At 37.5% G+C, this 16340-nt stretch carries 3 protein-coding genes, 1 tRNA gene and 3 rRNA genes; 5 read left to right on the top strand and 2 right to left on the bottom strand.

All coding sequences use genetic code 11. The annotated features are described in order from the left end of the window. The first annotated feature begins 243 nt into the window (after positions 1 to 243). The 4 genes from GIY03_RS03015 (at position 244) to rrf (ending at position 5292) form a co-directional block, all read left to right on the top strand. Positions 244 to 1787 (top strand): 16S ribosomal RNA (locus GIY03_RS03015). A 90-nt stretch (positions 1788 to 1877) separates the two neighbouring features. Next, positions 1878 to 1953 (top strand) — tRNA-Glu (locus GIY03_RS03010). A gap of 256 nt (positions 1954 to 2209) precedes the next feature. After that, positions 2210 to 5116: ribosomal RNA gene (locus tag GIY03_RS03005) — 23S ribosomal RNA — on the top strand. A 60-nt stretch (positions 5117 to 5176) separates the two neighbouring features. Then, positions 5177 to 5292 (top strand): 5S ribosomal RNA (gene rrf / locus GIY03_RS03000). The 16S, 23S and 5S rRNA genes sit together here with 1 tRNA gene alongside, the layout of an rRNA operon. Before the next feature lie 826 nt (positions 5293 to 6118). Here the strand turns inward: rrf and tsgA are convergent. Continuing rightward, the gene (gene tsgA / locus GIY03_RS02995) at positions 6119 to 7303 is read right to left on the bottom strand and encodes an MFS transporter TsgA (protein ID WP_457913648.1); all 1185 of its coding nucleotides are present in this window, start codon (positions 7301 to 7303) and stop codon (positions 6119 to 6121) included. A 5247-nt stretch (positions 7304 to 12550) separates the two neighbouring features. Here tsgA and fre point away from each other — a divergent pair. Next, positions 12551 to 13252 (top strand): NAD(P)H-flavin reductase, encoded by a 702-nt coding sequence (gene fre / locus GIY03_RS02990; protein WP_457913647.1) that lies wholly within the window; start codon positions 12551 to 12553, stop codon positions 13250 to 13252. A 1252-nt stretch (positions 13253 to 14504) separates the two neighbouring features. On the opposite strand, the gene cysS is transcribed toward fre, so the two are convergent. Then, entirely contained in the window at positions 14505 to 15890 is a 1386-nt protein-coding gene (cysS, locus tag GIY03_RS02985; RefSeq protein WP_457913646.1) for a cysteine--tRNA ligase, read from the bottom strand. Positions 15891 to 16340 lie beyond the last annotated feature (450 nt).

The raw sequence follows: 16340 nt of genomic DNA, 5'->3' as shown, positions 1-16340 counted from the left end.
TTAGAGAAATAGGATAAGATCTTTAATCTTAAGTTTGTAGCAATAAATTTTGACTTAACGTTCTTTAAAAAAATATCAGATAATCTGTGTGGGCACTCCACAAGACAATATCCATCTTTTGAAGGTAAAAGATCAAGTCTTAAAGAGTGACTCAAGAAGTAATATTCATAAAGTAAATCTTTGAGCAACACTTCATATGTTGAAGTAAAGAAATCTTTAATATATTGAAGTAATAAAAGCTTTAAATTGAAGAGTTTGATCATGGCTCAGATTGAACGCTGGCGGCAGGCTTAACACATGCAAGTCGAGCGGTAACACAAAAGGGCTTGCTCTTTTGGTGACAAGCGGCGGACGGGTGAGTAATGTCTGGGAAACTGCCTAATGGTGGGGGATAACTACTGGAAACGGTAGCTAATACCGCATAATGTCGAAAAGACCAAAGTGGGGGACCTTATGGCCTCACGCCATCAGATGTGCCCAGATGGGATTAGCTAGTAGGTAAGGTAATGGCTCACCTAGGCAACGATCCCTAGCTGGTCTGAGAGGACGGCCAGCCACACTGGAACTGAGATACGGTCCAGACTCCTACGGGAGGCAGCAGTGGGGAATATTGCACAATGGGCGAAAGCCTGATGCAGCCATGTCGCGTGTGTGAAGAAGGCCTTCGGGTTGTAAAGCACTTTCAGCGAGAAAGAAAAGTAAAGTACTAATAATACTTTATATTGACGTTACTCGCATAAGAAGCACCGGCTAACTCCGTGCCAGCAGCCGCGGTAATACGGAGGGTGCAAGCGTTAATCGGAATTACTGGGCGTAAAGAGCACGCAGGCGGCCTGTTAAGTCAGATGTGAAATCCCCGCGCTTAACGTGGGAACGGCATTTGAAACTGGCAAGCTAGAGTTTTGTAGAGGGAGGTAGAATTCCAGGTGTAGCGGTGAAATGCGTAGAGATCTGGAGGAATACCGGTGGCGAAGGCGGCCTCCTGGACAAAAACTGACGCTCAGGTGCGAAAGCGTGGGGAGCAAACAGGATTAGATACCCTGGTAGTCCACGCTGTAAACGATGTCGATTTGGAGGTTGTGTCCGTGAGATATGACTTCCGAAGCTAACGCGTTAAATCGACCGCCTGGGGAGTACGGCCGCAAGGTTAAAACTCAAATGAATTGACGGGGGCCCGCACAAGCGGTGGAGCATGTGGTTTAATTCGATGCAACGCGAAGAACCTTACCTACTCTTGACATCCAGAGAATCATTTAGAGATAAATGAGTGCCTTCGGGAGCTCTGAGACAGGTGCTGCATGGCTGTCGTCAGCTCGTGTTGTGAAATGTTGGGTTAAGTCCCGCAACGAGCGCAACCCTTATCCTTTGTTGCCAGCATATAAAGGTGGGAACTCAAAGGAGACTGCCGGTGATAAACCGGAGGAAGGTGGGGATGACGTCAAGTCATCATGGCCCTTACGAGTAGGGCTACACACGTGCTACAATGGTACATACAAAGAGCAGCAACCTCGCAAGAGTCAGCGAACCTCATAAAATGTATCGTAGTCCGGATTGGAGTCTGCAACTCGACTCCATGAAGTCGGAATCGCTAGTAATCGTAGATCAGAATGCTACGGTGAATACGTTCCCGGGCCTTGTACACACCGCCCGTCACACCATGGGAGTGGGCTGCAAAAGAAGTAGGTAGTTTAACCTACGGGAGGGCGCTTACCACTTTGTGGTTCATAACTGGGGTGAAGTCGTAACAAGGTAACCGTAGGGGAACCTGTGGTTGGATCACCTCCTTACCTAATAAGGGTATTGATTTAGGTGGCGTGCTCACACAGATGTTCTGATAAAGAAATGGGAAAACAGGCGTCACAGTAGTACAGTGACGTGTCCCCTTCGTCTAGAGGACTAGGACATCGCCCTTTCACGGCGATAACAGGGGTTCAAATCCCCTAGGGGACACCAAGTGATTACTAATGAAGTAAATCATTTGAATTTAAATAATACTGATTGCACAAAATATTACGTATTTTAATTTGTATATCAGATATGAATTAATGCTCTTTAACAATTTAAAATAAGCTGAAAGTTAAAAAATAACAACTCATGTGTATTGGATACACTTAATATTAAGGCTACTTCTTGTTAAAATAGAAATCCTAAAAATATGAAAAATTCAAAAGCATTGATATCTTAATTATAAGATATCTTCGGGTTGTAAGGTTAAGTAACTAAGCGTACACGGTGGATGCCTAGGCAGTCAGAGGCGATGAAGGGCGTGCTAATCTGCGAAAAGCGCCGGGAAGGTGATATGAACCGCTATATCCGGTGATACCCGAATGGGGAAACCCAGTGCATTAAGTTGCACTATCGTTAAGTGAATATATAGCTTAACGAAGCAAACCGGGAGAACTGAAACATCTAAGTACCCCGAGGAAAAGAAATCAACCGAGATCCCCTTAGTAGCGGCGAGCGAACGGGGGGCAGCCCAGAACTATAATCAATTATTGTATTAGTAGAAGCGACTGGAAAGTCGCGCAGTAAAGGGTGATAGCCCCGTATATTAAAATGCATTAACTGTGAGTTCGATGAGTAGGGCGGGACACGCGAAATCCTGTCTGAATATGGGGGGACCATCCTCCAAGGCTAAATACTCCTGATTGACCGATAGTGAACCAGTACCGTGAGGGAAAGGCGAAAAGAACCCCGTTGAGGGGAGTGAAAAGAACCTGAAACCGTGTACGTACAAGCAGTAGGAGCCTATTTTGTTAGGTAACTGCGTACCTTTTGTATAATGGGTCAGCGACTTATATTTTGTAGCAAGGTTAACTGAGTAAGGGAGCCGTAGGGAAACCGAGTCTTAACTGGGCGTATAGTTGCAAAGTATAGACCCGAAACCCGGTGATCTAGCCATGGGCAGGTTGAAAGTTGGGTAACTCCAACTGGAGGACCGAACCGACTAATGTTGAAAAATTAGCGGATGACCTGTGGCTAGGGGTGAAAGGCCAATCAAACCGGGAGATAGCTGGTTCTCCCCGAAAGCTATTTAGGTAGCGCCTCGTGAATTCATCTTCGGGGGTAGAGCTCTGTTTCGGTTAGGGGGCCATCCCGGCTTACCAATCCGATGCAAACTGCAAATACCGAAGCATGTTATCACGGGAGACACACGGCGGGTGCTAACGTCCGTCGTGGAAAGGGAAACAACCCAGACCGCCAGCTAAGGTCCCAAAGTCATGGTTAAGTGGGAAACGATGTGGGAAGGCTTAGACAACCAGGATGTTGGCTTAGAAGCAGCCATCATTAAAAGAAAGCGTAATAGCTCACTGGTCGAGTCGGCTTGCGCGGAAGATATATCGGGGCTAAACCATGCACCGAAGCTGCGGCAGCGATGTTTACATCGCTGGGTAGGGGAGCGTTCTGTAAGCTGTTGAAGGTGTCCTGTGAGGGACATTGGAGGTATCAGAAGTGCGAATGCTGACATAAGTAACGATAAAGCAGGTTAAAAACCTGCTCGCCGAAATACCAAGGTTTCCTGTCCAACGTTAATCGGGGCAGGGTAAGTCGACCCCTAAGGCGAGGCTAAAAAGCGTAGTCGATGGGCAACAGGTTAATATTCCTGTACTAATATAACTGCGAAGGGGGGACGAAGAAGGCTAGGCAGGCCAGGTGACGGTTATCCTGGTTTAAGCGTGTAATGGGGTGTTTTTGGAAAATCCGGAACACTATTAACCTTGAGGCGTAATGACGATGCACTTAGGTGCGAAAGCTGTTGATGCCCTGCTTCCAAGAAAAGCCTCTAAGCGTCAGGTTATATGTAATCGTACCCCAAACCGACACAGGTGGTTAGGTAGAGAATACCAAGGCGCTTGAGAGAACTCGGGTGAAGGAACTAGGCAAAATAGTGCCGTAACTTCGGGAGAAGGCACGCTGGTGTGTAGGTGACATTCCTTGCGGATAAAGCTGAGACCAGTCGCAGAGACCAGTTGGCTGCAACTGTTTAATAAAAACACAGCACTGTGCTAACACGAAAGTGGACGTATACGGTGTGACGCCTGCCCGGTGCTGGAAGGTTAATTGATGGGGTTAGCGAGAAATACGCAAAGCTCTTGATCGAAGCCCCAGTAAACGGCGGCCGTAACTATAACGGTCCTAAGGTAGCGAAATTCCTTGTCGGGTAAGTTCCGACCTGCACGAATGGCGTAATGATGGCCAAGCTGTCTCCACCCGAGACTCAGTGAAATTGAATTCGCTGTGAAGATGCAGTGTACCCGCAGCAAGACGGAAAGACCCCGTGAACCTTTACTATAGCTTGACACTGAACATAAAGCTTTGATGTGTAGGATAGGTGGGAGGCTTTGAAGTGCAGGCGCTAGTTTGCATGGAGCCAACCTTGAAATACCACCCTTGAATGTTTGATGTTCTAACTTGGCTCCGTAAGCCGGAGTAAGGACAGTGTCTGGTGGGTAGTTTGACTGGGGCGGTCTCCTCCTAAAGCGTAACGGAGGAGCACAAAGGTTAGCTAATCACGGTCGGAAATCGTGAGGTTAGTGCAAAGGCATAAGCTAACTTGACTGCGAGAGTGACGGCTCGAGCAGGTATGAAAGTAGGTCTTAGTGATCCGGTGGTTCTGAATGGAAAGGCCATCGCTCAACGAATAAAAGGTACTCCGGGGATAACAGGCTAATACCGCCCAAGAGTTCATATCGACGGCGGTGTTTGGCACCTCGATGTCGGCTCATCACATCCTGGGGCTGAAGTAGGTCCCAAAGGTATGGCTGTTCGCCATTTAAAGTGGTACGCGAGCTGGGTTTAGAACGTCGTGAGACAGTTCGGTCCCTATCTGCTGTGGGCGTTGGAAGATTGAGAGGGGTTGCTCCTAGTACGAGAGGACCGGAGTGAACGCACCTCTGGTGTTCGGGTTGTCATGCCAATGGCACTGCCCGGTAGCTACGTGCGGAAAAGATAAGCGCTGAAAGCATCTAAGCACGAAACTTGCCTCAAGATGAGTCTTCCCTTGACTTTAAGGTCTCTAAAGGAACGTTTAAGACTAAGACGTTGATAGGCTGGGTGTGTAAGTGCAGTAATGCATTGAGCTAACCAGTACTAATGATCCGTGAGGCTTAACCTTACAACACCGAAGATGTCTTAATTTGACAGTTAACTTTCAGTAAAGTGTAAAACGAATTTGTCTGGCGGCAATAGCACGGTGGCACCACCTGAATCCATGCCGAACTCAGCAGTGAAACGCCGTAGCGCCGATGGTAGTGTGGGGTCTCCCCATGTGAGAGTAGGACACTGCCAGGCATCATAACAAAAAAAAATGCCCTGAACGCAAACTCAGGGCATTTTTTTTTGTTATGAAAAACATTAGAGTATCCAAACTTATCTATAAGATAAGCTCCTTACTTAAGGGGTAATATATATTAAAATTACTAATTACATAATGAAATTTAGAATAGCTCAAATATACTTTAAGGTTCTATATTTTTGCGATTATTATTCTGAGTTATATAGTTAAAATTAACTTTCACAATATCATACCTATTATATACAAGTAATATATGCATGATTAATCACATAGAGCACCAAATTGTTCTCCGGTAGACAAAATGAAGTGTTATTTACTTAGAAAAAAGTCTATAAAAGTCTCTTGATCAGTGAACATACCGAGTGTTATGGCATTATGTGTTAACATGATTCATTAATAACATTAAACTTCAGGCTAAATAAATAAGTGTAGTTTTACCATGTAAAATCACAAAAAGTAATGTGACTAGTGAACCACTATAATGATGTAAAAATTGTATTTTGATGTCCTGTACATAAGATACTCTTTTTGAAATGATCTTTTGTACTGTATGGTAACTTGTATTGTTAGATAAATAGTTACAATAGTATTATATTTTTATGATTGTTGTTTGTATTTTACTGAATCTTACAGTCTTCTAGCACAGGTCTTGATTGTACTATAAAACTATAAGCATGTTAGAAATTTGATGCTACTCGTTTTAGTAACTACGAAATGTCGGTGATTGCAGGTGCTTTCGTATGACTTAGTAATGTTTTTGATTGTTGCTTCAAAAATGAGTAAGGGTATTGAAATACTTTGCTAGTTAATTAGCTATTACTATTAATCCGTAAAATCAATATAATAGCGATGCTTAGTTACAAAACCGAGTAGTACACATAGTACTGCCACTGTTACGTACAGACCAACAGCAGTGTGTAGTGCTGCGTGTATGCCGTTTTTTTCTACGATAGGGCTAGTGACTACAAAAGTCAGCATAGTACCTATAGTACCGCAGGTTAAGATAAAATTAACTAGTTTTGGTGAAGCAACCTTAGTTTGTAATGATGCTAGGGTGATTAGCGTAGTGTAGATGGCACTAGAACAGAATCCTAGGATCATAATATAGTAACCTAAATATTGAGGGTTATGACTATTCACAAAAAAATATATTGCAATACTTGACAGTGAAGCCAATACTGTGACAATCCGGTGCAAGTCAAAAAATCGAAGCACATAGCTAAATATCCACATACCAACTATATAAGAAGCCCAAAAATTACTTACTAGCTTACTAGCTTGGTTAATATTCATATTAAATGATTTAGTCACATATTCTGGTACCCACTGAATGAAACCTAATTGTCCAAGAATGTAGCATAATGAGGCTATTGACAAAAACATTACACTAATGCCCCACTGCTCTTTAACATGAGGTTTTTGAGTGTTAGTATCTTTTTTATTTAGCGTTGGAAATTCACTGTACAGAGTCAATACAAAAATACCAAAGTACAGGAGACCAATGCAGGCATACACCCAGTACCATAGTATATGATAACCTAATAGTTTAGCTGCGATAATCGGGAAAATCATTGCAGACATGCTAAAGAAAGAATCAGTGAATAATAAACGCGAGCCGCGCTGGCGATCAGTATACATATGCGTGATTAGAAAGGTACCGATTGACATAGTGATGCCACTGACTATACCAAGGATAAACATACACAGAGAAAATAAGATTAGATTTTTGTTGATCGTCAGCCCCATTACTGCTAATACTAGTAATACAAAACCAAAAAGTAATTGACGTTTTAAGGGAATAATTTCCATTAGCCAGGCATTTAGAAAGATTGCGAGTAAAATACCGGTATTAAGGAAGGTAAAGGTATTGCTGATTTTAGAAAGAGGTAAATCAAAATATTCTGCAACGTTACCCATGACCATACCTGTAATAATCACTAGAGCACCTGTGAGTGCGTATGAAAGAAAGCTGATCCAAAGAAGTCGTATGCGATTGTTGTTATTCATTATATAGACCTATAATGTCTGTGAGATTCTTTTAAATGCGAGTATAAAACGGCTAATTTTTCTAAAAAACAAATTCTGCATAGGTTTTTGCAGAGAACAATCCTGTCATAAATAATTGAACATTTTATAATCTGCACGTTTTTTAAAGTTGTAGTTTGATTGTCGTATACCATTAATACAATAAAACACTATATTATAGTCATAATTATAGATTATCTATTCCAGAATGCTTTATATAAAATGCAGAGTTTATATTGTTTATACTACTGCAATTAAGCTGCTGACAACTATCAACAATGCGACGCATGTTTTACTGTCTTAATAAAAGTTTTTGTGCATGTATTCCATAATAATCTTTATTATATAGTGCGAAAAAATCAAATTTATAGTCACTTCATTGCAATGTATTAAATATTGCTGTGCGATTTTTATCGTGTTATCTTTTTTGTAGTGATGGCGTTGTTACTTATATCGTCTTTTCTGTTATTTATAAAATAGAACTGTATACATAATGTTATATGAGTAGATAACATGTGCAGCCACAAACTAATGATCCGTTTACTCACTGGTGTACCTGATTTTTACTATAAGCGCTCCATACACTGCTTGTGTAGGTGACGTTTATTATATAATAAGCTTATATAAAGGAATGGTAAAAGAAAAACGATCTAAGATGTGCTTTGTACACGCATCTTGCAAATGGTATAGTCTTTGATTTGAATACCATGAATTTTTAGCTAGTGAGATAGTAATATCCGTCATTTGTTTTCTGTTTAATTGTGTTGCTATTGTTGTAATATAAATAAAACATTTTTCTACTAAAGAATGGTAAATATTATATTGTAGTTATTTTGTTGCATTAGGAATAATATGTTGTTATATAAAAGTAGATAAAAGTAGCATATGTATTACTTTCCTTTAGTCTGTTATGCATTTTTATGGTAATTACTAGTACTGTTAAGTATCGTAATTGTTTTGTGTTGTTAGGTAAGCTACATTAATTATCAAAAAATAATTAATACTCCAGTATTAAGTGTCTAATAATTGTAGATTACTATGTGGTTATATAGTTTATATGCTTTCACTAATAATATTCAAAAAGGGTGCGATTATCATTATTTTTTAATAGATAGTTTATGTAAACAAGCATTTAGTGAGCTAATTCTTCAGTGATCATAGTAGAATACTAAATTAGCTATCTAAATGATAGCTGTAGGTTGATATCGAATGTTAACATTCTAAATATATTTAACAATATATTTACATTGCTTATATCACCAGACTCACTGTAATATCATTATTCTGTGTCTTCTAATCTCAAGCTTATTAAGGATTAAGCTGCTGCATACTTGCAGTCTTTACTACTACACTGAGACTTGTAACAGAACAATTAATTCTTAACTAACATTACACCTATAAAAGATTGCTAAAATAGCAATTTATCAGTCATATCGCTATATGACTGTAGATGAATAATCGTTGTTGCGAACAGAAACAGAAAAAACGCCAGGTTTACTCTTAATTCTAGACAATTTCAACCCAGATCAATACGCTAGTGGATCCGGCGTATTACCCGGGACACCTAAAATGCTCAAAAATTTTTTAAACTTTTACGCCAAACTGATTGTACACGTGTTTGTAATCAATTTACTTTAAATGAAGATTTATCCCTTACTGTACTAAATGTTTTAAGAGTAATGCATAGCTATTATTCATAGTATGGCTGGGTTGATTAATTATATGTTACGCACCGGATATCATGTATTATAGAGAAGCGCCTGAGCAGGCTAGACATGGCAAAAGTATTGTCTGTTCTTATAAGTTATAATAGAAGCATCAAAGAGGCAAATTAACTGGTTATCTGACCAGTTAATGAGGTTAGGAGCCAGAGTTTGCTAAAAGAACTAGCAGATTAATGTCCATGTGAAAACATTTAACGTACAAATGTCCACATCCGCTAGAGTATCAAATCTTCATTATATAGTCAAAATATATATAGTGTAACAATATACGAAAATTTCTTCGGGTAATTCTCAGACTGATCAAGCTATGACGCCAGACTTAGATAGCTTTTAAATTATGCACTCAGCGATGTTAACCTCGCCAAAACGCATTGTTTTTGTGACGATATTTAGAGGTTTTGGATAACTTTGTAGGCAGTCTGTTCTAGGTTAATTATCCGTATAATTTAGACCGTTAGTATAAAACTGCAAAGCTTAGTGGATTATAAGTGTCCTGTGATCATGCGTAGTATTAACTCATACGGTAACTACCAAATCATAAATAAATAGATTCTTTATAATCTTACAAACATCAGATATTATTGCCGATAAGCTAGTAGCACTTACGCAAAAAGATAAAGTGAGTAATCACTCTTGTATCACAAAATTATTGTAGTCTTATTAAGATTCATGAGTACAAAAAATTTAACGCCACGTCAATTAATTTGATATTATTGTTAGCCATGTTAGGGCTACGAGTATTCATTAGTCCGTTACAGTGATGCGCCTCTTAATCGCATTAACACTAGTTATTTTTCTCTTGGAGAGATGTTGGGTGATGCATATAACCATTCTGGAAAATTTATTAATTCAGGCTGAATAGTTCTGTTGACCGAGCAATATGCGATTAACACTACAGCGGTGATAAATATTACACCTAAGTTTAAAACATTCTAGTGTAATTAGAGCATATGATCTACTTGACTTCCTTCGGATTGTAAAAACTATAAACTTAGCCACCAATGGTGGTATCAGACGCTCGATGGTCTATTAAACTAAGGGTTGATTTATCAAGTGGAGTCATATAACAGTTATGTTATGTCACTATCGACCAGCCTATGTATGCCTCAGCGATATTTATTTGTGATAACTATAATCAGGTAATTGAACGTATCACTGAAAGTATAGAAGAAATACTACAAAATCTATGGAAATAATCAGGGTTTGTTTTATTCTATAGTGTAGTTAAAGCACATGGCTTATGTACTCATTGCATATGAGTGAAACATCATAACACTAAGTATAACTGTAGTGCGAACAAGCATAGCATTGCTATAATAATAAAATCAGTCGAACGAATCCAAGCTATTATAGCTCTTGCGAGTTATCCTGAATAATTTAGTATTACTTTATATGTTTTGGGTATTATCTGTATAAGTGATAGAGAGATTCTGAAGACTTTTTTACATATTAGCGGTTTCCTTGGAAAATTAATATGTTTGTATTATAAAATTAATATTTATGACCCTATCTAATGCTGCAAAATAACTGCTGTTATTTATTTTATCGTGCAGTCTACATTATACCAATGAGATTGCATAATGTTATATATCTATTTTTATCACTGATTGTAAAGTAAAAAAGAGTGATAAATGACACGGCACTAATTCATATAACATTTACATCAAGTTGTAAAACGCATTTTAGGAATAAAACTTAAAAATTTTCCTTGTGTTTACACTGGTAAATAAATGGGATTAGAAGAATGTCAGTATATCAGGTATTGTAGCATAATTTTCCTAAATGTTCACCTAAGTCTTAAGCTGGGCATAGTTACTACTAACATACTAATGTTATGCAGAATCATTGCAATTTATTAATTAAAACAATACAAATTAATTGTTATTAATATCGTATAGTTATGTAATTGTAAAAAAGTTTTTTGTTATTGTTTCAATAAGTTTAAATTTATAACGCATTAATAGTGTAGAAGACTAATAAAATACTCTGACTGAGGCGATTCCTTTTGAATTCCTAGGAAGAGGAAATGGAGAAAACACGTATTCACTAGTCACTTGATTCCTATTGAAAATGACCAATATCGCTAATCGCACCCTTCGCAAGAATGATTTGATAATGTTTTTAAAAATATAAAAAATTACGATATGCTAGTGTTGTGTAACTTTTTTAGCATTACTAAATGCCTCGTGATATGCATGAAACAGAAAGACATCGACATATTAAAAGACGCCACTACGCTGCTAATTTTCATAGAAGCACCTGCACTACTAACAGATTTGATATGATCTTTTTAAAAACATTAAAGTTTAAGCATATGTTAAATATGGTGACTACTATACTAGTAATCTGCTCTATGTCAGCAGTGAATATAGTAGGGTAATAGCATTGATATAATCTATATTCTAATAATATATTATTAGCCAGAATATACTGTACTATTAATGACTTTAAGGGATTGATAGTGATTGATAATTTGTGTAAAGCGCAACAGAGCTTCGGCAGTTATCGCCAACAAGTATCAGGTAAAAATCAAATGACTATGTGTTAGTTGCCACGCGGTGGCGGTGTATTAGATCATCAGAATAGTGTCATCGGATACATCTTGGTAAGTGCTGTCTGGTATCAGTAGCGTTCAGTTCGTATCTCGACACTATACTTAGTGTCGCTACCCCAGTAGCTAACACCTACCTAAACATGCTTTTTAGTCTGACTATATGGTAGTCCGACTGAATTGGTTAGGTGTCTTGCATGTAATTTGAGAGTACATGCTAGTGCAGAGATGGTGTACTGGACAGCTGTATTGAACTAAATGAGATAGTTAAAGAAAATTCTTTTTGTGATTATACAAGTTATTACAATGAAATTTACAACTTTTAGTGTGCACTATGACTCATTGACGCAGAGTTGCAAGGTAATGTCTTATTTACGTATACTGGTTAGCCACTAAATTAACCCGCAATTCTAATAGTAGCATTAAATGAATTGTTTCTACTAATCTTGCAGAAACGTTTCCCAGAAATTGTTGTTTTTATTTTTCCTTTACGGGGTGTTAGTATCGCGGTATCGTAGTAACTATAAACAGTATTCTGGTTATGCCAAGCGAGTGCTAATGGCATGTGGTTATTCTTTTATCAATTGACATATACTAATCTCATCATAATCTGTGATGATGTAATATCAACGCGCGTGATTGGAGTTATGTAATATGAGTATTGATAATTCGCATAAATCTACCAAAAAGATATCTTTTGGTAAAACATACATCAATGGACTATCTAGATTTTGCTTCACCAGTTGCTAAATTAGGTGCAAGATAGGGCTTGATATTTTTAACAGATGGCTTCGTGAAACTCAGAGAAAGTAGGGTATCTAATCTAGATAGATGAAAAGTACAGGTAAAAATTATAAAATCTAGGATGCGCTTAAAATTTTTTAGTGACCACAACTAATACTGTAATGTTAGGTGGATACCAGCGAACTGTAGATCACTGAAATGAGGTAACGCATGGCAATATTGAAGTGTAATGTGACTTTAGTGGAAGCTATTACCGATATCGTATATCGCGTTCGTTTAGCACCTGAAATGCCATGTTCATTTAAGGCTGGACAATATTTAATGGTGGTGATGGATCCATATGACAAGCGCCCATTTTCTTTGGCATCGACACCATCTCAACAGGAGTATATTGAGTTACATATTAGTGCATCGGAACTCAATATCTATGCTATAGCGGTGATAGAGCTTATTTTAAAATCACAGACCATTACTATTGATATGCCGTATGGTAACGCTTGGTTGCGTGAAGCAGGATGCCGTCCTCTTTTGCTCATAGCCGTAGGGACGGGTTTTTCTTACGTACGTTCAATTTTATTGGCAGCGCTAGAGAAACAGCCTGATCGCTATATCTCAATGTATTGGGGTGGAAGAGAAGTGAAGAATCTGTACGATCAAAATGAACTAGAAATGCTATCGAAAAAATACCCAAATTTACAGGTGAACTCGGTTGTTGAGCGACCAACAGATCAGTGGTATGGCCGTCGTGGTACTGTGCTGAGTGCTGTCTTACAGGATTTTTGCACGCTAGCAGAGCATGATATTTATATTGCTGGTCGTTTCGAAATGGCAAAAATCTTTCGTAAACATTTTTGTGCTGAACGTGGTGCGCAAGAGGCACATGTCTTCGGTGATGCTTTTTCATTTGTCTAATATTTACGTTAAGCCTAGGTTAGAGTAATCGCTTTTGTAATAGTAATAATACTCATTTAAACCACTTTATTTGAAAAGTTATATGTATTAACTTTTATTCGCTATCATTACTTGTCAAGATAACTGCAAAAGCATGCATAAATATTACGCTTAACGTTTAATTCATCAACGAAAGTAAAAGATTTTTTTTAAATTAGTTTCGATTAATTAACCAGTCTATTTATATGTTTTTAGACATTCAAACATTACGGGGATATACTGGTTATCATTGCGGATGCTTTTATATACAAATGTTATTTCTTGACTAAAATTCCACTCGTCAGTAGTCAAATAATGATACTAGGACTCTTAATTACAGACACTGTGATTAGAGAAAGTATAATTTCATAAAATCATAGCATTTTATAGGAGCGAGTACTTCACAGTTGCACTACTAAAACTGTGTATATTCATACATTTATATATTAGTTATTAATAGCATTAAATCATAACTCAGATGAGATAACATGCAAACAATTAGAACTCCGATGGGTATTTGTACATCTTAAATTATAATGTATATACACCATTATTAAGACTAATTAACGAATAAATATTCATTGAATCTCTTGTCTATAACATCATCGCTAATGATGACACTCTTAGGTATAAGAGCATTGTTTGTTCTTCTAGGTTAATAAGCATGACAGTGAAAAGACATGGTTAAAGTTAACAAAACTACAAAGGAGCATATTAAAGAAATTACCCTGTTCATTCATCGTATGCCTGTAACATACAAAAGAAAATCACACATAACGAGATACGTTTCGAAAAATATAGATTATAGAAAGCAAAATAATGGATAAAGACTGATGTATTAAAATTGCATGCTGCACCTAGCATGGTGCTCCTGCCGAATAAACCATTCAATTATAAAATATCGCTTATTTTACCAGAATGAAAACACGTATTTAATTAAAAATATAACAATTAAGATATTGCGTAACTTTTCTTGATTTTCTTAATATACGCACACTTACTAATGATACCAATTGGGTCTCAATGATTGTAATAAAGCGATAATTTAATTGGAATGCTTTAGTACACTGCTCCTGGGATACAGTAATAAAATGAAAGATTTAGTTTGCGACTCTCGAAAATTTTACGTTAGTTAGTAACACAGATAAGTAAAAATAATAAAAATCACTGCAAGCAAGACCAGTTTCTATCTTGATAAATATCGATAGTATCAATGATTATATACCTACTTAAATTACTTGAAACGCCAAGTGGTACCTTGCGGCCCATCTTCAAGAAGAATATTCATCTCTATTAGTTGGTCACGTGCAGCATCTGCTAAAATCCACTCTTTTGATGCTCGTGCTTTATCACGCTGTTTAATTAACGCTTCAATTTTTATTTTTTCAATACCATTAACTCGTACTTTATTTTTCAGGAACTGTTCCGGTGGTTGTTGTAACAGGCCCAAGACCTTTGCTAAGTTACGCATTACTGCCGCCATTCGGTTGGCCGCCACTTTATCTTTATGTTTAAGGCGATTGATTTCATGCGCCAGTTTAAATAATTCTGAGTAAGCCTCTGGAGTATTAAAATCATCGTCCATCGCTTCACGGAAGCGTGCTTCAAAACTACTTCCTTTAACCGGAATAGCAGAAAAATCTGTACCACGTAAAGCAGTATACAACCTTTCCAGCCCATTACGTGCCTGATTTAAGTTAGCTTCGCTATAATTTAGCTGGCTACGATAATGACTGGACATTAAAAAGTAACGGACTGTTTCAGCATCATGATTGCTTAGTATATTGCGAATAGTAAAAAAGTTATCTAGAGATTTAGATATTTTTTCTTTATTTATCATTACCATGCCAGAGTGCATCCAGTAATTAACGTAACTATTTTCATATACACAACTAGATTGAGCAATCTCATTCTCATGATGTGGGAAGATTAAATCCGAACCACCACCATGAATATCAAAGCAGCTACCTAGTGCTTTACTATTCATGGCAGAACATTCGATATGCCAACCAGGACGACCCATTCCCCAGGGTGATTTCCAACTTGGATCACCTGGTTTTGATATTTTCCACAACACAAAATCCATTGGATTATGCTTAACATTTTTAATCTTAATGCGTGCACCAGGTTGCAGTGCCTTTAACGCTTGTCTTGATAGAATACCGTATTTTGGATCGCTGCTAACAGAGAACATCACATCAGCATTGCTAGCTATATAGGCATGCTTACGATGTATTAAGCGCTTAATGATTTCAATGATTTCAGCAATATGTTGAGTAGCTCGTGGTTCTTTATCCGGGCGTTCAATTAACAAAGCATCAAAATCAACATGCATTTCCGCCAACATACGTTCGGTTAGTTGATTGTAAGTTTCAAAATTTTCTGCTGCACGTTGGATAATTTTATCATCGATATCAGTAACGTTACGGACATAATAAAGGGTATAACCTAAATAACGTAAATAACGTGCTACTACATCAAAGGCGACAAAGGTACGTGCATGACCAATATGGCATAAATCGTAAAGAGTTACTCCACACACATACATACCAACTTCTTTTAGATTAATGGATTTAAACTCTTCTTTTTTACGACTGAAGGTATTAAAAATCTTTAGCATTGAGGCATTCCATAGTCCAAATGACAATACAAAGAGCAATAAGGGTGCAATAAACTTTAGTTAGTGAATTCAACTGGTAGTCAGCTTCAGCGTAAGATAATGCACGTTTACTTACCTATCTTGTAAAATAATGAAGGTAATTATAAACAGATGTGACAATACAGATATTTTATATCCATTACCTGTCATATCGCGATTGCTAACTTAGCTTTATACATATAACTATCTAACATACTTGATGTTCATAAAAAATATTCTACAATCATGAGGATACTGATAAAACACCAATTTAGGTCAACTATAGATATTATCTACTATATAGTTCAGTGTTTAATAACTAAACGGTTCACTATAACATTTAATAGATACCATCTTAACTTAGGGGTATATACTGTAGCATCGAGGCATTAACATTAATCCTTTTAATTATACTATTTAATTGCAGGACAT

The organism is Candidatus Gillettellia adelgis (assembly GCA_020541285.1).
Lineage (GTDB): Bacteria > Pseudomonadota > Gammaproteobacteria > Enterobacterales > Enterobacteriaceae > Gillettellia > Gillettellia adelgis.
This window is presented reverse-complemented; position numbering and strand designations above follow the sequence as displayed.